This window comes from Streptomyces speibonae, assembly GCF_984686075.1.
In genome coordinates, this window is sequence record NZ_OZ480260.1 from 3,771,588 (window position 1) to 3,787,701 (window position 16,114).

Annotated in this window: 12 protein-coding genes and 1 pseudogene; 4 read left to right on the forward strand and 9 right to left on the reverse strand. The window is 73.5% G+C overall.

Translation table 11 applies throughout. The annotated features are described in order from the left end of the window. Positions 1-8 precede the first annotated feature (8 nt). Complete coding sequence (locus AC5L3C_RS16890; protein ID WP_493649722.1) at positions 9-2,795, forward strand: DEAD/DEAH box helicase; 2,787 nt, start codon at positions 9-11, stop codon at positions 2,793-2,795. 445 nt (positions 2,796-3,240) lie between these two features. On the opposite strand, the pseudogene AC5L3C_RS16895 reads toward AC5L3C_RS16890, so the two are convergent. From AC5L3C_RS16895 to ssd, 7 genes and pseudogenes are all read right to left on the reverse strand, one after another. Next, positions 3,241-3,681 (reverse strand): annotated as a pseudogene (locus tag AC5L3C_RS16895) (Rv3654c family TadE-like protein); the annotation flags it as partial. Between the two features lie 20 nt (positions 3,682-3,701). Beyond that, positions 3,702-4,067 carry a TadE family type IV pilus minor pilin gene (locus AC5L3C_RS16900; RefSeq protein WP_493649723.1) on the reverse strand — a complete coding sequence of 122 codons (366 nt, stop codon included), beginning with the start codon at positions 4,065-4,067 and terminating at the stop codon, positions 3,702-3,704. Beyond that, the gene (locus AC5L3C_RS16905) at positions 4,054-4,263 is read right to left on the reverse strand and encodes a DUF4244 domain-containing protein (RefSeq protein ID WP_493653906.1); all 210 of its coding nucleotides are present in this window, start codon (positions 4,261-4,263) and stop codon (positions 4,054-4,056) included. The genes AC5L3C_RS16900 and AC5L3C_RS16905 overlap by 14 nt, the downstream gene beginning before the upstream one ends. Before the next feature lie 65 nt (positions 4,264-4,328). Further along, positions 4,329-5,114 (reverse strand): type II secretion system F family protein, encoded by a 786-nt coding sequence (locus tag AC5L3C_RS16910; protein ID WP_493649724.1) that lies wholly within the window; start codon positions 5,112-5,114, stop codon positions 4,329-4,331. Continuing rightward, entirely contained in the window at positions 5,111-5,977 is an 867-nt protein-coding gene (locus AC5L3C_RS16915) for a type II secretion system F family protein (RefSeq protein WP_493653907.1), read from the reverse strand. The genes AC5L3C_RS16910 and AC5L3C_RS16915 overlap by 4 nt, the downstream gene beginning before the upstream one ends. A 5-nt stretch (positions 5,978-5,982) precedes the next feature. Further along, positions 5,983-7,194, reverse strand: coding sequence for a TadA family conjugal transfer-associated ATPase (locus tag AC5L3C_RS16920; RefSeq protein ID WP_493649725.1), 1,212 nt, complete (start codon positions 7,192-7,194; stop codon positions 5,983-5,985). Beyond that, positions 7,191-8,297 (reverse strand): septum site-determining protein Ssd, encoded by a 1,107-nt coding sequence (gene ssd, locus AC5L3C_RS16925; RefSeq protein WP_125505058.1) that lies wholly within the window; start codon positions 8,295-8,297, stop codon positions 7,191-7,193. Before ssd ends, AC5L3C_RS16920 begins: the two co-directional genes overlap by 4 nt. Before the next feature lie 581 nt (positions 8,298-8,878). On the opposite strand from ssd, the gene AC5L3C_RS16930 reads away from it, so the two are divergent. Beyond that, the gene (locus AC5L3C_RS16930) at positions 8,879-9,712 is read left to right on the forward strand and encodes an HAD family hydrolase (RefSeq protein WP_125505059.1); all 834 of its coding nucleotides are present in this window, start codon (positions 8,879-8,881) and stop codon (positions 9,710-9,712) included. 430 nt (positions 9,713-10,142) lie between these two features. On the opposite strand, the gene AC5L3C_RS16935 is transcribed toward AC5L3C_RS16930, so the two are convergent. Next, positions 10,143-10,967: a Fic family protein gene (locus AC5L3C_RS16935; RefSeq protein WP_493649726.1), complete on the reverse strand. Its 825-nt coding sequence runs from the start codon at positions 10,965-10,967 to the stop codon at positions 10,143-10,145. A 101-nt stretch (positions 10,968-11,068) separates the two neighbouring features. Here AC5L3C_RS16935 and AC5L3C_RS16940 point away from each other — a divergent pair, with 101 nt between their 5' ends. Next, the gene (locus AC5L3C_RS16940) at positions 11,069-12,049 is read left to right on the forward strand and encodes an ATP-binding protein (protein WP_493649727.1); all 981 of its coding nucleotides are present in this window, start codon (positions 11,069-11,071) and stop codon (positions 12,047-12,049) included. 3 nt (positions 12,050-12,052) lie between these two features. On the opposite strand, the gene AC5L3C_RS16945 is transcribed toward AC5L3C_RS16940, so the two are convergent. Beyond that, complete coding sequence (locus AC5L3C_RS16945) at positions 12,053-13,312, reverse strand: polysaccharide deacetylase family protein (RefSeq protein ID WP_493649728.1); 1,260 nt, start codon at positions 13,310-13,312, stop codon at positions 12,053-12,055. A 331-nt stretch (positions 13,313-13,643) separates the two neighbouring features. On the opposite strand from AC5L3C_RS16945, the gene AC5L3C_RS16950 reads away from it, so the two are divergent. Then, positions 13,644-16,109 (forward strand): SulP family inorganic anion transporter, encoded by a 2,466-nt coding sequence (locus tag AC5L3C_RS16950; protein ID WP_493649729.1) that lies wholly within the window; start codon positions 13,644-13,646, stop codon positions 16,107-16,109. Positions 16,110-16,114 lie beyond the last annotated feature (5 nt).

Genomic DNA, 16,114 nt, shown 5'->3' on the forward strand with positions numbered 1-16,114 from the left:
CAGCCGCGATGGCATTCAATCACTTACCGGCAGGCGTGCACGACGCCTTGGCCCCATTGTCCGTCACGCCAGTGACACACTCGGTGCCGATGGCCAAGAATCACCGATCCGATCGACCCCCGACGGACACGCCCTCCACCACCGCGCCGGGCGTGGTCCTGGACCGGCTCGCGTCCGGACCGAGCCGGGCTTCGCGCATTACTCATACGGAGCACTTGCCCCCACGTGCGGGTCGGCATGCCCGCTGGCCGGACCGGATCCGCACGGAAGTCGTGGCCGCCGTGCGCTCCGCGGGGATCGACCGTCCCTGGGTCCACCAGGCACGGGCCGCCGAGCACGCGCTGGACGGCGAGTCCGTCGTGGTCGCCACCGGTACGGCGTCCGGCAAGTCCCTGGCGTATCTCACGCCCGTCCTGTCCACCCTCCTGGACGGCGCGCAGGCCCCGAACGGCCGCGGGGCGACCGCCCTGTATCTCGCGCCCACGAAGGCCCTGGCGGCGGACCAGTGCCGGGCCGTGAAGGAACTTTCACAACCACTGGGCCATTCGGTGCGTCCCGCGGTCTACGACGGGGACACACCGTTCGAGGAACGCGAGTGGATCCGCCAGTACGCCAACTACGTCCTGACCAACCCGGACATGCTGCACCGGGGCATCCTGCCGTCCCATCCCCGCTGGTCCTCCTTCCTGAAGTCGCTGAAGTACGTCGTCATCGACGAGTGCCACACCTACCGGGGGGTGTTCGGCTCGCACGTCGCCCAGGTGCTGCGCCGCCTGCGCCGCCTGTGCGCGCGCTACGGTGCCTCGCCCGCCTTCCTGCTGGCCTCCGCGACCGCCGCCGAGCCCGCGGCCGCCGCCCGCCGGCTCACGGGCCTGCCGGTGGTCGAGGTGGCCGACGACGCCTCACCGCGCGGTGAACTGGTGTTCGCCCTCTGGGAGCCGCCGCTGACCGAGCTGCACGGCGAGAAGGGCGCCCCCGTCCGCCGTACGGCCACCGCCGAGGCGGCCGACCTGCTCACCGACCTCACCGTGCAGGGCGTCCGCTCGGTCGCCTTCGTGCGCTCCCGGCGGGGCGCCGAGCTCATCTCGGTGATCGCCCAGGAGCGCCTCGCCGAGGTCGACCGCTCGCTGGCCCGGCGTGTCGCGGCCTACCGGGGCGGCTACCTCCCCGAGGAACGCCGTGCTCTCGAACGCGCCCTGTACTCCGGCGAACTCCTCGGCCTCGCCGCCACGAACGCACTGGAGCTCGGGGTGGACATCTCCGGCCTGGACGCGGTGGTCATCGCCGGCTATCCGGGGACCCGGGCGTCCCTGTGGCAGCAGGCCGGGCGCGCGGGACGCTCCGGGCAGGGTGCCCTCGCCGTCCTGGTCGCCCGCGACGACCCCCTGGACACCTTCCTCGTCCATCACCCCGAGGCCCTCTTCGACCGGCCCGTGGAGTCCACCGTCCTCGACCCCGACAACCCCTACGTGCTCGCCCCGCACCTGTGCGCCGCGGCCGAGGAACTCCCCCTGACCGAGGACGACCTGGCCCTGTTCGGCCCGGCCACCGAAGAGCTGCTCCCGCAGCTGGAGGCGGCGAAGCTGCTGCGCCGGCGGACCAGGGCCTGGCACTGGACCCGCCGCGAACGGGCCGCCGATCTGACCGACATCCGCGGCGAGGGCGGCCGGCCGGTGCAGGTCGTCGAGGCCGGTACGGGCAGACTGCTCGGCACGGTCGACGCGGGCGCCGCGCACACCAGCGTCCACGAGGGCGCGGTCCATCTGCACCAGGGCCTCAGCTATCTCGTGCGCTCCCTGGACCTGGAGGACTCCGTCGCCCTGGTCGAGCAGGCGAGCCCGACCTACACGACGGTGGCCCGGGACACCACGTCGATCTCCGTGCTGGAGACGGACACCGAGATCCCGTGGGGCGACGGCCGCCTGTGCTACGGCTCCGTCGAGGTCACCAACCAGGTGGTCTCCTTCCTGCGCCGGCGTCAGATCACCGGCGAAGTGCTCGGCGAGACGAAGCTCGACCTCCCTCCTCGTACGCTGCGCACCCGCGCGGTGTGGTGGACCGTCACCGAGGACCAGCTGGACCGGGCCCGGATCGGTCCGGAGATCCTCGGCGGTGCCCTGCACGCCGCCGAACACGCCTCGATCGGCATGCTTCCGCTCTTCGCGACCTGCGACCGCTGGGACATCGGCGGCGTCTCGATCCCGCTCCACCCCGACACCCTGCTGCCCACGGTCTTCGTCTACGACGGCCACCCGGGCGGCGCGGGCTTCGCCGAACGCGCCTTCCACACCGCCCGCGCCTGGCTCACGGCCACCCGCCAGGCCATCGCCTCCTGCGAGTGCGACGCCGGGTGCCCCTCCTGCATCCAGTCCCCCAAGTGCGGCAACGGCAACGACCCTCTGCACAAGCGCGGTGCGGTACGCCTCCTGACGGTGCTGCTCGAGGGCGCACCGGCCGAGAAGCCGGGCGAGACGGAGGATCCCGCCGCCGGGGCGGCCGGGGTGAGCGAGGCGGCGGACGTCACCGGGGGCTCTGGGCCGAGTGAGGCCGACGGCGCAGGCGGGACGGACGGGGTGAGCGAAGCCGACGGTGCGGCCGGAGCTGCCGGGGCCGACGAAGCCGACGGTGCGGTCAAGACCGAGGGAACAGGCGCGGCCGGTGCCGGCGGGACCGACGGAGCCGGCACAGCCCACGGTTCGGGCGGACCCGACGGAGCAGGCGCTGCCGACGGTGCCGCCGGGGTCCGCGAGGCGGATGGTGCAGGGGTGACTCGAGCCCCGCGGACTGAGGCGTAGCCGAGCCCGGAGGCGTGGCCGGGTCCGCGGCCGGAAGCGCAACCGACACAGGAGCCACGCCGACCGGAACCGGGGCCCGAGCCGGGGTTGAGGCCTGTGCCCGAGCCGGGGTTGAGGCCAAAGCCGAGGCCGGAGCACGAGGCCGGAGCACGAGGCCGGAGCACGAGGCCGGAGCCCGAGGCCGGAGCCCGAGGCCGGAGCACGAGCCGGGGCCGAGACCGGTGCGCCGGCCGGGGCCGAAGCGTCGCCAGGGCCGGGACCAGAGCCAGAGCCAGAACGCCGGCTTTGCCGGATCCCGAGCACCGGGCGGGTCCGGAGCGCCGACCTTGGCCGGATCCCGAGCACCCTGCGGAGCCAGAGCGCCGACCATGGCCGGATCCCGAGCACCGGGCGGAGCCAGAGCACCGGCCTTGGCCGGATTCGGAGCGTCGGCCGGGTCCGGAGCGTCGGCCGGAACCCGAGCGTCGGCCAAGGGCGGGGCCGGCACGCCCGGTCGGGGTTGCGGCCCCGCGGCCGGTCCCGCGCGGGCCCTGACCTCCACCGTGAACGGGCCCCGGCCCGACGCCACCGACACGTCCGAGACCTCGCCGGTGAGCACGCACCGCACAAGCCGTGCGCCCTGTTCCCGGGCCACCCGGTCCGCCCGCGCGCAGGCAGCCGCACCGCCCCGTGTCCAATGGCCGGCCGCGGCGAGCGCCGCCATGTCGGCGCCACCGGCGGCCCGGTGCCGGACCACGACGACGTGTCCCAGGGTGAGAACGATGCCGAACACCACACACAGCACGGCGATGGCCCCGACGCTCCAGACGCTCGCCGACCCCTGATCGGAGCACCGTGCGCGCCTGCGCCCGTCCCGATCGTCCCGGTCGTCCGCCCGCCACCGCACACCGCCGTTCCGGACCGCCCTCACGTTCCCGCTCCCACCGTGTCCTCCGCCGCCGCCACGGCCTCCTCCCGCAGGTCGAACGGCAACCCGTGCAGCACCGGCGGCCTGGCCTCGACGACCACCCGGACCCGCTCCGCCTCCCGGCGCACAGTGATGCGGGCCCCGGGCGGCGCCGCCGCGCGGGTCACCTCCACGACCGCGTCGGGCGGATCCTGACGGGCCGCCGCGCGAGCGCCCGTGTACGCCGCGTCCACGCACTGGATCTGCGCGGCCACCACCAGCAGGCCCCAGACCAGCGCCGTCGCGAACATCACCAGGACGGGCAGCACCAGGGCCGCCTCCGCCGTCACGAACCCGCGGTCGGCCCGGCGCTCACATCCGGCCATCGAGTGCCTGCTGCACGATGTTGCGCAGCGCCGTGCTGACCGGACCGCTGTTGACGACCTTGTAGAGCACGACGGAGAACGCCACGGCCGCCACGATTCCCATGGCGTACTCCGAAGTCACCATTCCGGCGTCCCTCCGTGTCGCACGCCCCTTGCACACCAGGGCACGCAGCCGTGCCCGTACCGCCTGATACATCTCAACCCCCGTGAGGAGAAACTCGCATCGATCTTCCGTGTCCCGCTGTCCGTCCGGTGGGTCCGTCATCGACCACCTCCTCCCAGCACTCCGCCCGCGAGGCCGATCACCACGGGCAGGACGCCGACCGCGATGAACGCGGGCAGGAAACACAGCCCCACGGGTGCGCTGATCAGGACGGCCGCTTTCCGGGCCCGTGCGGTCGCTGCTCGGGTCCACTCCGTTCGGGCCTCGGCGGCCAGCCGGCCCACGGGCGTGGCGAGGGGAAGCCCGGACGTGTCGGCCCGTTCGAGCAGCCGGGCCAGCGGCAGAGCCCCCGGCAGCGACGCCAACCGGTGCCAGGCCGCTCCCGGTTCCCCGCCGAGCCGCACCTCAGCCGCGCCCCGCGCCAGGGCGTCGCCGACCGGCCCGCCCAAGGTCTCCCCGACGGCCTGTGCCGCCAGGACCGGCCCGGCGCCCGCCGCGATGCAGGCGGACAGCAGGTCGGCCGCCAGGGGGAGTTGCCGTGCCGCTCGCGCGGTGTCCGGACCGCGCCTCTGCGCTGCCGCCGTCTGCCGCAGCCGCCACCGCCACAGCCCGGCCGCCGCGGCCAGCCCGGCCACCACCCCGGCAGGCCCGCCCACCAGCGCCCAGCCGGCACAGACCACGCCGATGTGGGGCAGCCACCTCCGCGCGGCTCGCGTCAGCCCGCGGCGGGCGGAGGGCGACGCGCGTTCCGGAGCGAGCAGACCGGTCAGTCGCCGCCGTACTCTCCGCTCGCGCCGCGTGCGGTCCCACCGGGCCGCCAGCCAGACGAGCGCCGGTACGGTCCCCACGACCACCCCCAGCCTGTGGACAACGTCCGCGTTCACGCCGTCCCCTCCTCAGCACCCCGCATGATGCGCAGCGCCCACCACAGCCCCAGCCCCTCCAGCACTCCGCCCGCCGCCAGACAGACCAGCCCCGACGCGGTGTGCAACAGGATGTGCAGCGGGTCGGCGCCGAGCGCCGCGCCCAGTGCCAGACCCACGACGGGGAGCCCGGCGAGCATCACCGCCGTGGCGCGGGCACCGGCCAACTGGGCGCGCAGGTCGGCCCGCTGATCCCGTTCGGCCCGCAGCGCCGCACCCAGCCGGTCGAGTCCCGCCGCGAGGCCGGCCCCCTGGTCCACCGCCACCCGCCAGCACGCGGCGAGCCCTCGCAGCCCTTCGGCGCCCGGCTGCCGTGCCGCCGCCGCGAGCGCGTCGGGGACGTCCCCGCCGAACCGCGCCGCCGCCAGCACGGCGGCGTGCAGATCGCCGAGCCCGCCGGAGTCCCGCGCGGCCGGCAGCAGCGCCTCGCCCGGCTGCCGCCCGGCGCGCACCTCACCGGCGAGCGCCCCGCACAACGCGATCACCGCTTCCGCACGCCGCTCCCCAGCCCGGCGCTGCGCCGCGGCGCGCCGCACCCGCCGCAGCAGGGGCACGCCGGCCGCCCCCGCGACGACCGGCAGCACCGACGCACCCAGCGCCGCCAGCACCAGCCCCACGGCCATCGACCACCACTCGGCGCGCCACCGGCCGCGGATCCGCGCCCAGGCACGGAGCGCCCTGGCCCGGCCCGGCGGCCCGCTCTCCACGGCGCCCCCACCGGCCAGCAGCAGCCGGGGCCGCCCGGCCCCCGCGCTCCCGCCGCCGAGCACCAGCGCCGCGGCTCCCAGACAGGCCGCGGCCGCGGCCGTCGACATCCCGGTCATGCCGTTCATCCCCCGGTCCTCTCCCGCCGTCCGTCACCCGCACGGGCACCCCTGAGCAGCTCCCGCAGCCGCTCCCATCCCGGCTCGGGAAGGAACGCCGCCGGTCCCCAGCGCAGCGCCGGCACCGTCCGCACCAGCCCCGAGGGGTCCCGCTCCAGAACATGCACCTCCGCGATCCGCCGCCGCCCGCCGCGGTCGCGTACGAGGTGGAGCACCACCGAGAGGGCGGCGGCCAGCTGGCTGTGCAGGGCGAAGCGGTCGAGTCCGGCGGCCGTGCCGAGCGCTTCCAGCCGGGCCGGCACATCCGCCGCCGCATTGGCATGGACAGTGCACGAGCCGCCTTCGTGGCCCGTGTTCAGGGCGGCCAGCAGATGGACCACCTCAGGGCCGCGCACCTCTCCCACGACCAGCCGGTCCGGCCGCATCCGCAGCGCCTGGCGCACCAGGTCCTCGAGGGTGACGAGGCCCGCGCCCTCCTGGTTGGCGGGCCGCGTCTCCAGGCGTACGACGTGCGGGTGCTCGGGCCGCAGTTCCGCCGAGTCCTCCGCGAGGACGACGCGTTCGTCCGGGCCGACCAGGCCCAGCAGTGCGCTCAGCAGGGTGGTCTTGCCGCTGCCGGTGCCCCCGCTGACCAGGAACGACAGCCGTGCGTCCAGCAGCGCCCGCAGGACGCGGTCCCCGCCCGGCGGCACGGTCCCGGCCGCCGTCAGCTCCTCGAGCGTGAAGGCCCGAGGCCGCACGACCCGGAGCGACAGGCAGGTTCCGCCGACCGCCACCGGGGGCAGGACCGCGTGCAGCCGTGTCCCGTCCGGCAGCCGGGCGTCCACCCAGGGGCGGGCGTCGTCCAGGCGCCGGCCGGCCACGGCGGCGAGCCGCTGGGCCAGGCGCCGGACGGCCGTCTCCTCCGGGAAGGAGATCCCGGTGAGCTCCAGCCCGCCGCCCCGGTCCACCCAGACCCGGTCGGGCGCCGACACCAGGACGTCGGTCACCGAGGGGTCGGCCAGCAGCCCCTCCAGCGGTCCGCTGCCGACCAGCTCGGACCGCAACCGCTCGGCGGCTCCCAGGACTTCGGCGTCCCCGAGTACCCGCCCCTGGTCCCGCAGCGCCTGCGCCACGCGCGCGGGCGTCGGCTCGGCCCCGCTCTCGGCCAGCCGCCGCCGCACCCCGTCGAGCAGGTCCGGGGGCATGCCCGCGCCGCTCGTCACCGGACCGTTCATGCCGCCCTCGCCTCCACCAGCGCGCGCTCCCAGAACTCCTTGCAGAAGCGGGCCAGCGGCCCCTTGCCGGAGGCGCCGGGCGGTCGTCCCGCATCCTGGGGACGGCGCAGCGCGGGCTCGACGGGCAGGTCCCCGGCGAGGGGCAGTCCGAGCAGCCGGGCCACCTCCCGGTCGTCCAGGCCGGGCGCGTACGGACCGCGTACGGCGGCCCGCAGATCGCGCAGGACCATGCTGACGGCGGAGGCGACGCGGCCCGCCGCGGCGACGGCGCGCAGTTCCGCGGGGACCACGAGGAGACCGAGGTCGAGCTGGGCGAGGACCTCGGCGACACCGTCGTCCACGCGGCGCGGCAGGTCCACCACGACGGTGCCGCCGCCGCGCCGGGCGGCGGCGAGCACCGCCCGTACGGCCGGGGGCGGTACCGCGAGGCAGTCGCTGCGGTCCCAGCTGAGCACCCGCAGCGAGTGCAGTTCCGGCAGGGACTCCTCCAGGGCGGTGCCGCCGACCCGCCCGCGGGACGCGGCGAACGCGGGCCAGCGCAGTCCTTTGGCCGCTTCCCCGCCGAGGGCCACGTCGAGCCCGCCGCCCAGGGGATCGGCGTCAACGAGGAGTGTGCGCAGTCCCTCCCGCGCGGAGGTGACGGCGAGCGCGCACGCGAGGGTGGACGCTCCCGCGCCGCCCCGGCCGCCGATGACGCCGACGGTCAGGGCGGGCCGGCCGACGCCTTCGGCCACGTCGGCGATGCGGTCGACCAGCCACTGCTCGCCGTCGGGCAGCATCAGCACATGGTCGGCGCCGATCTCGACGGCCCGCCGCCAGACTCCGGGGTCGTCCTGGTCACGGCCGACCAGCACCACGCCCGGCCGGCGTGCCGCCCCGCGCACCCGCCGGGCGGCGTCGTCGCCGACCAGGACGAGCGGAGCCGTCTCCCAGCCGTCCCTCGGCTCGGGCACCCCGTGATGGACCTCGGGGGTGGCGCCGGCCGCCGCGCACAGACGCAACAGGTCGTCGAGGAGTCCGGCGTCCTCGGTGACGATCAGAGGTGCGCCCGGCCTGCCTCCTCCGGAGGCGGGCGGCGGATCGTGCGTGATGGTTCCGTTCATGTTCGTCCCCCTTCGCTGCTTTCTCGTACGGCCCTTGCGGCCCCCCGCTCCCACGACGTGCCGGGAACGGGGGCGAGCGGCCTTCGGTGAACGGCCGGAGGAAACCGGCCGAACGCGACCCGGCAATCGGAACCGGGACAGAACTCGCGGCGAGCGGGTCGCGTTGGAATCACGGTGCAGCGATCCGGAAAAACGTGTGGATCTTGGTGGAAAACTGTGGACGAACCGACGGCTGTGAATATCGCGGTCACTCATACCGGTGAGTCCTGGGAGCCCTGTGCGCGAGCTCCACAGAGCAGCCCCACGACTACCCGCGGTAACCATTCATGCGCATGACAAGAACTTCTCTCCCGCCCTCACCACGGCACCATCAGCAGGGAGCGGAACAGAAAAAAGCGTCCGGACATGCGACGACCCCCGCCGGGGGGGAGAGCGGGGGTCGTCCCCACGGCCGACTCGGGGGGGGGAGGAGTCGGACCGGGTTAGACACGGTCGCGAACGATCCGTGACTTCCATGGTGTACCCGAGAGCCCTCTCAGGCAAACCCACGCGCCCCACCTTACGCCGAATGGGCTGCGCCTATGCTCGACGCTGTGGAAAACCACTCCTTGCCCCGCACAGCCGCCTTCTTTGACCTGGACAAGACGGTCATTGCGAAGTCGAGCACACTCACGTTCAGCAAGTCGTTCTACCAAGGCGGTCTGATCAACCGCAGGGCGGTCCTGCGCACCGCGTACGCCCAGTTCGTGTTCCTCGCCGGCGGCGCCGATCACGACCAGATGGAGCGGATGCGCAAGTATCTGTCCGCCCTGTGCCGAGGCTGGAACGTCCAGCAGGTCAAGGAGATCGTCGCCGAGACCCTGCACGACCTGATCGACCCGATCATCTACGACGAGGCCGCCACGCTCATCGAGCGGCACCACACCGCCGGACGCGACGTGGTGATCGTCTCCACCTCCGGCGCCGAGGTCGTCGAACCGATCGGCGAGCTCCTGGGCGCCGACCGGGTCGTGGCCACCCGTATGGTCGTCGGCGACGACGGGTGTTTCACCGGCGAGGTGGAGTACTACGCGTACGGCCCGACCAAGGCCGAGGCGATCCGGGAACTGGCCGCCTCCGAGGGCTACGACCTGGCCCGTTGTTACGCCTACAGCGATTCGGTGACCGATGTGCCGATGCTGGAGGCCGTGGGTCGTCCGCACGCGGTGAACCCGGACCGGGCGCTGCGCCGCGAGGCCCTCGCGCGCCAGTGGCCGATCCTCGACTTCCACCGTCCGGTCCGGCTCAAGCAGCGCCTGCCCGCGCTCTCCGTACCGCCGCGCCCGGCCCTGGTCGCGGCGGCCGCCATAGGGGCCGCGGCGGCCACCGCGGGCCTCGTCTGGTACGCCAGCAGGCGCCGCGCCTCGGCGGCCTGAGCCGCCGCCCGGCGCGGGCCGGCGCACCGCCGCGCGCGGCCCGCGCCGGGCGGCGGCCCGGCGCGTTCGCGATAACGGCACCCGACGAGCATGTAATTGAATTCAAAAGTAAAGAGGGCGGGCCCAGGACTTCCGTGTGCCGGGAACACGGAGTACAAAGGAGTTAACGGCCCGCGAGACCAAGGACATCCGAGAGGATCACCTTTACAACGCATCTGGCCCCACGGACCGAGCATGAAAACCGGGCACCCACGCGACGTCGACCCGTCGATTACGGGCCAGCCGCACCAGGTGACGGGCAAAGTTCCCGGCCTGATGGGCATATTTCGAGGACGCTTGGTAACCCGGTGGACATGCCAGCGGCGGTACGAGTATTCGTACCGCCGCATCTCTGTGCGGCCCCGAATGGGGCCTTTTCACACCGTTCCGTTCACGCCGCCCCGCGCTGAAGAGCCTCGCAGACCGCGGTCGACTCGCGGGCTCCGAGCTCGACCGCGCGCCCGCAGTGGGCGATCCAGGCGGCCACTCCCTCCGGAGTGCCGGAGACATAGCCCTCCAGCGCCTCCAGGTAGGCCTCGCGCCCCAGCTCGGCGTGTCCGACCTCGGCGGGGCAGACCGACTTGGGGTCCAGCCCGCTGCCGATCAGGACGATGCGTTCGGCGGTGCGCGCGACCAGCCCGTTGTGGGAGGTGAAGGGGCGCAGCGCGAGGAGTTCTCCGTGCACCACGGCGGCCGTCACCAGCGCCGGTGCCGAGCTGCCCGCGACGATCAGCCCGGCCAGCCCCTCCAGCCGGCCGTGCGCCTCCGCCGCCCCGGGCAGGGAGAGCCCGGCCAGGGGCTCGTCGACCGGTTCACCCTCCTGCCGGGGCCGTCCGACCTGCTCGGCCTTGCCGGCCGCCGCGACCAGATGCAGCCGGGCCAGCACACGCAGCGGCGACTGCCGCCAGATGGACAGCAGCTGGCCCGCCTCGGCGGTCAGGCGCAGGGCCGCGCCCACGGTGCGCGCCTCGTCGTCCCCGCTGAAGTCACTGCGCCGGCGCACCTCCTCGAGGGCCCAGTCCGCGCCGGACAGCGCGGCCGAGCCACGGGCGCCGCGCAGCGCCGCCTCGGAGGTGATCTCGTTGCTGCGCCGCCGCATGACCCGGTGGCCGTAGACCCGGTCCACGGCCTTGCGCACGGTCTCCACGGAACCGGCCACACCGGGCAGGGCGCCCAGGGCCGCGAGCGGATCGGCGGTCGCGCCTGTCGTACTCATGAGTACGACCCTACGCACCCCGGACGCCCGCCCCACGATGGAGTGGTCTTCTTCACGCCCGACTATTACTCAGCGCTATCCTTCCCTTACTGTTGGTGAACATGAAAACTGCTTTCGTGGGAAAGGGCGGCAGCGGAAAGACGACCCTGTCCTCCCTGTTCATCCGTCATCTCGCGGCCTGCGGTGCCCCGGTGATCGCGGTCGACGCCGACATCAACCAGCATCTCGGGGCCGCGCTGGGCCTGGACGAGACGGTGGCCGCCGGTCTGCCGGCGATGGGCGACCACCTTCCCCTGATCAAGGAGTACCTGCGGGGCAGCAACCCCCGCATCGCCTCCGCCGAGACGATGATCAAGACGACGCCCCCGGGCGAGGGGTCCCGGCTGCTCCGGGTGTGCGAGGACAATCCGGTCTACGCCGCCTGCGCCCGTCCGGTGGAACTCGACGGTGGAGCGGTCCGTTTGATGGTCACCGGCCCCTTCACCGACGCCGACCTGGGGGTCGCCTGCTACCACTCCAAGACCGGAGCGGTGGAGCTGTGCCTGAACCACCTGGTCGACGGCCCCGGCGAGTACGTCGTCGTCGACATGACCGCCGGCTCCGACTCCTTCGCCTCCGGCATGTTCACCCGCTTCGACATCACGTTCCTCGTGGTCGAGCCGACCCGGAAGGGGGTCTCCGTCTATCGCCAGTACAAGGAGTACGCCCGCGACTTCGAGGTCGTCCTGAAGGTCGTCGGCAACAAGGTGCAGGGCCCGGACGATCTCGACTTCCTGCGCGCGGAGGTCGGGGACGACCTGCTGGTGACGGTAGGGCACTCGGACTGGGTCCGGTCCCTGGAGAAGGGCCGGCCGCCCCGGTTCGGCCTCCTGGAGGAAGCCAACCGGGACGCTCTGCACCTGCTGAAGTCGGCCGTCGACGCGACGTACGAACGGCGCGACCCGGAGCGCTACACCCGCCAGATGGTGCACTTCCATCTGAAGAACGCCCGGTCGTGGGGGAACGAGCGGACGGGGGCCGACCTGGCGGCCCAGGTCGACCCCGGTTTCGTGCTGGGCGCGACCGTCACCGCGTCCGCCTGACGCTCACCCCTTCGCCGCCGGGGAGCCGGGCGCTCCCTTGGGGGCCGGAGCGGGGCCCCCGGCCAGGAAGGACTTCCAGCCCTTCGCCGGGGCCTCGCCGACGTCCAGCGAGCGCAGCTTCTTCAGGACGGCCGGTTCCTGGGCGTCCAGCCAGTCCGCGAGCTGCCGGAAGGAGACACAGCGGACGTCCGCCTTGGGGCAGACCGTCTCGATGACCTCCTCGACGGCTCGCATGTACGTGCCGCCGTTCCAGGACTCGAAGTGGTTGCCGATGATCAGGGGCGCCCGGTTGCCCTTGTAGGCCCGTGCGAAGCCCTGGAGCAGGCCGTCGCGCATCTGGTCGCCCCAGTACTCGTGTTTGGCGGGGTCGCCCTGGGTGGCGGTGCCGGACTGGTTGACCATGAAGTTGTAGTCCATGGTGAGCTGTTCGAAGGAGTGCCCGGGGAAGGGCACCAGCTGCATCGACAGGTCCCACAGCCCCTGCTTCTTCTTCGGCCACACCTGGTTGTTGACCCCGCTGGTGTCGTAGCGGAAGCCGAGGTCGCGGGCGGCCTTCATGAAGTTCTCCCGCCCCTCCAGACACGGGGTGCGGGCGCCGATGAGTTCCTTGTCGTAGTCGAAGGGCAGCGGGGCCGCCTCCTTCATGCCGGTGTTGGTCTTCCAGGTCTGCACGAAGCGCTTGGCCTGCGCGATCTCGTCCTTCCAGTCCGCCACCGACCAGTCGCCGACCCCGCCGTCGGCGCCGCAGAAGTGGCCGTTGAAGTGGGTGCCGATCTCGTTGCCCTCGAGCCAGGCCAGCCGCAGCTGCTTCACGGTGTCGGCGATGCCCTCCTGATCGTTGAAACCGATGTCGGAACGTCCCGGGGAGTGCTGCGGCGGCTCGTACAGCTCCCGCTTCTCCTCCGGAAGCATGTAGACGCCGCTCAGGAAGTACGTCATGGTCGCGTCGTTCCGCTTGGCGACCTTGCGGAAGTGGGAGAAGAGCTTCTGGCCGTCCTCCCCCGCACCGTCCCAGGAGAAGACGACGAACTGCGGGGGCTTCTCACCGGGCTTCAGCCGCTCGGGCCGCGGCAGGTGCGGCTGGGCTCCGGTATAGGCGGTGGAGCCGTCCCCGATCAGCCGGAGGACGTTCTTCGGCGCGGGGGCAGGCTGGGCCTTCTCCTTCTCGCCGCTGGTGTCGGCTCCTGCCCCGCAGGCGGAGAGCGAGGCTGCGCAGACAGCGGCGATCACGGTGCCCGCGGCGATCCTGTGGGTGGCGGCCATCCGCCCACCTTCTTCCTTCTCTCGGGCCGGACTCGATGAGGCGATGCCGGGTGCTGTGCCGGTCCTTTCCGACGGCGCCGCCAACGTCGCACGGGAACAGAGAAGGAATTAATACGACAAGCCGATGAAATACCCACTTCACTCGCTGGAGTGATTACTTCGACCGTTTGCCCGGAAAGTCTATGCCAGCCCTTTACTTCGAATTACGATCCGTTTACTGAACGTGCTCATCCCGCCGTTCTGGGGCCGTGCCCCCACGGCCGCGACCGCCCAGCCACCGAGCGGGCCACCCCCTCACGCGACCGCACAGACCCGAAGGAGACGGGACACCATGTCAGCCTGCGTCCCCGCCCGTGCCGCCGATGCGGGCCACACCGAGCGCGCGCACCCGCCCCACAGCCCGCCGCGGCGCGCCCGGGGGCCGCGTGTCGCGGGCGCCGACGTCTCCGCCGCGGTCGCCGTCTTCCTGATCGCCCTCCCCCTCTCCCTCGGCATCGCCCTCGCCACCGGCGCTCCGCTCCAGGCCGGCCTGGTCGCCGCCGCCGTCGGCGGAGTCGTCGCCGGGCGGATCGGCGGCTGTCCGCTCCAGGTCAGCGGTCCGGCCGCGGGACTCACCGTCGTCACCGCCGACCTCATCCAGCAGTACGGATGGCGCACGACCTGCGCCGTCACCGTCCTCGCCGGCCTCTCCCAGCTCGGCCTCGGCTGTCTGCGCGTGGCCCGCGGCGCGCTCGCGGTGAGCCCCGCGATCGTCCACGGCATGCTGGCCGGCATCGGCGTCACCATCGCCGTCGCCCAGCTCCACATCGTCCTCGGCGGCACCCCGCAGAGCTCCGTCCCCGACAACCTCCGCGCCCTGCCCGCCCAGTTGGCGCAGCTGCACCCCGCAGCCCTCTCGGTGAGCGTGCTCACCCTCACCCTGCTGCTGCTCTGGCCGCGGCTCCCCGGCCGGACCGGCCGCCTGCTGCGTGCGGTTCCCGCCCCGCTCGTCGCCGTCGCCGGAGCCACCGCGATCGCCGCCTCCGCCGGCCTCGTCCTGCCCAAGGTGGACCTGCCGTCCTGGCGCAACCACGCCCTGGCCGGATTCCCCGAGGGCCCCGTACTCGGCCTCGTGGCCGCCGTGCTCACCACCACGCTGGTCTGCAGCGTGCAGTCACTGCTCGGCGCGGTGGCCGTGGACAAACTGGTGTCCGCCCGCCCCGGCCCGAGCCACGTCGGCCGGTCCGACCTGGACCGCGAACTGCTCGGGCAGGGCGCGGCCAACGTCGTCTCCGGCTCGCTCGGCGGACTGCCCGTCGCCGGGGTCGCCGTACGCAGCTGCGCGAATGTGCGCGCGGGCGCCGTGAGCCGGAACTCCACGATGCTGCACGGCGTTCTCGTCGTGGCCGCCGCGCTGCTGATGGTCCCGCTCCTGGAGTTCATCCCGCTCGCCTCACTCGCCGCCCTGGTGATGGCCGTCGGCATCCAGATGGTGTCCCTGCACCACATCCGCACGGTGACCCGCCACCGGGAAGTCCTCGTCTACGCCGTGACCACCCTCGGCGTCGTGTCCCTCGGCGTCCTGGAGGGCGTGGCCCTGGGCATCGCCGTGGCCGTCGGTGTGGCCCTGCACCGCCTCACCCGCACCCGTATCACCCACCAGGTGGCGGAAGGAATCCATCACGTACATGTGCGCGGGCAGTTGACGTTCCTCGCGGTGCCCCGGCTCAGCCGCGCGCTGCATCTCGTCCCCCAGGGGGCTCCCGCCGTGGTGGCGCTGGACGGCTCCTTCATGGACCACGCGGCGTACGAGACGCTGCAGGACTGGCAAAGCGCGCACACCGCGCGGGGCGGCACCGTGGAGATCACCGGACGCCGCGCCGGCGTCCGGATCGCCGAACCCGCCGTCCTCACCTCCGGGCATCCGGCCGACGGGCCCGAGGAGGCCGAAGCGTCCGGCTCCGGCTGCCGCTGCCGGCCCTGGACCGCCTGGCGCAACCACCAGTGCGAACGCCCGCGGTCCCTCCCGGACGGCGGCCGGCGGCCGGACACGGCCGACAGCGAGGAAGGGGAGGAAGGAGGGAAAGCCGCGGGACGAACGGCCCGCGCGGACCAGGCCGGCGGGGCCGAGCCGGAACAGGACGGCAGTGGGGGCAGCCAACTGGTGCGCGGCATCAGCGCGTTCCAGAGCCACACCGCCCCCCTGGTGCGCGGCGAGCTGGCCCGGCTGGCGCGCGAGGGACAGCGGCCGACCCAGCTGTTCCTGACCTGCGCCGACTCACGGGTGGTCACCTCCATGATCACGTCGAGTGGCCCGGGAGACCTGTTCGTGGTGCGCAACGTCGGCAATCTGGTGCCCCCGCCGGGCGCGGAGAGCGGCGACGACTCGGTGGCGGCCGCCATCGAGTACGCCGTGGACGTCCTGGCGGTGCGTTCGATCACGGTGTGCGGGCACTCGGGGTGCGGTGCGATGCAGGCACTGCTCGACGCCGAACCGGGCGGCGCCCGGACATCGCTGAGACGCTGGCTGCGGCACGGGCGGCCGAGCCTCGAGCGCCTGGGCGACCCGGGCGGGCCCCCGCCGCGGCTGACCGGGAGGGCGGTCGCCGACGCGGCCGAGGAGCTCTGCCTGGTGAACGTGGTGCAGCAGCTGGAGCATCTGCGCGCCCATGAATCGGTGGCCCGCGCCCTGAAGGACGAGCTCCTGGAACTGCACGGCCTGTACTTCCACGTGGGTGAGGCGCAGGCGTATCTGCTCACCGAGCGGGACGGGCAGAGGGTGTTCGACCGGGTCCGGGCCGTGGACCTGGCGACGTGAGGCGG

Coding starts and splice junctions, on each gene's coding strand:
- AC5L3C_RS16890 (WP_493649722.1), top strand. CDS start 9: ATGGCATTCAATCACTTACCGGCAGGCGTGCACGACGCCTTGGCCCCA.
- AC5L3C_RS16900 (WP_493649723.1), bottom strand. CDS start 4,067: ATGGCCGGATGTGAGCGCCGGGCCGACCGCGGGTTCGTGACGGCGGAG.
- AC5L3C_RS16905 (WP_493653906.1), bottom strand. CDS start 4,263: ATGTATCAGGCGGTACGGGCACGGCTGCGTGCCCTGGTGTGCAAGGGG.
- AC5L3C_RS16915 (WP_493653907.1), bottom strand. CDS start 5,977: ATGACCGGGATGTCGACGGCCGCGGCCGCGGCCTGTCTGGGAGCCGCG.
- AC5L3C_RS16920 (WP_493649725.1), bottom strand. CDS start 7,194: ATGAACGGTCCGGTGACGAGCGGCGCGGGCATGCCCCCGGACCTGCTC.
- ssd (WP_125505058.1), bottom strand. CDS start 8,297: ATGAACGGAACCATCACGCACGATCCGCCGCCCGCCTCCGGAGGAGGC.
- AC5L3C_RS16930 (WP_125505059.1), top strand. CDS start 8,879: ATGCTCGACGCTGTGGAAAACCACTCCTTGCCCCGCACAGCCGCCTTC.
- AC5L3C_RS16935 (WP_493649726.1), bottom strand. CDS start 10,967: ATGAGTACGACAGGCGCGACCGCCGATCCGCTCGCGGCCCTGGGCGCC.
- AC5L3C_RS16940 (WP_493649727.1), top strand. CDS start 11,069: ATGAAAACTGCTTTCGTGGGAAAGGGCGGCAGCGGAAAGACGACCCTG.
- AC5L3C_RS16945 (WP_493649728.1), bottom strand. CDS start 13,312: ATGGCCGCCACCCACAGGATCGCCGCGGGCACCGTGATCGCCGCTGTC.
- AC5L3C_RS16950 (WP_493649729.1), top strand. CDS start 13,644: ATGTCAGCCTGCGTCCCCGCCCGTGCCGCCGATGCGGGCCACACCGAG.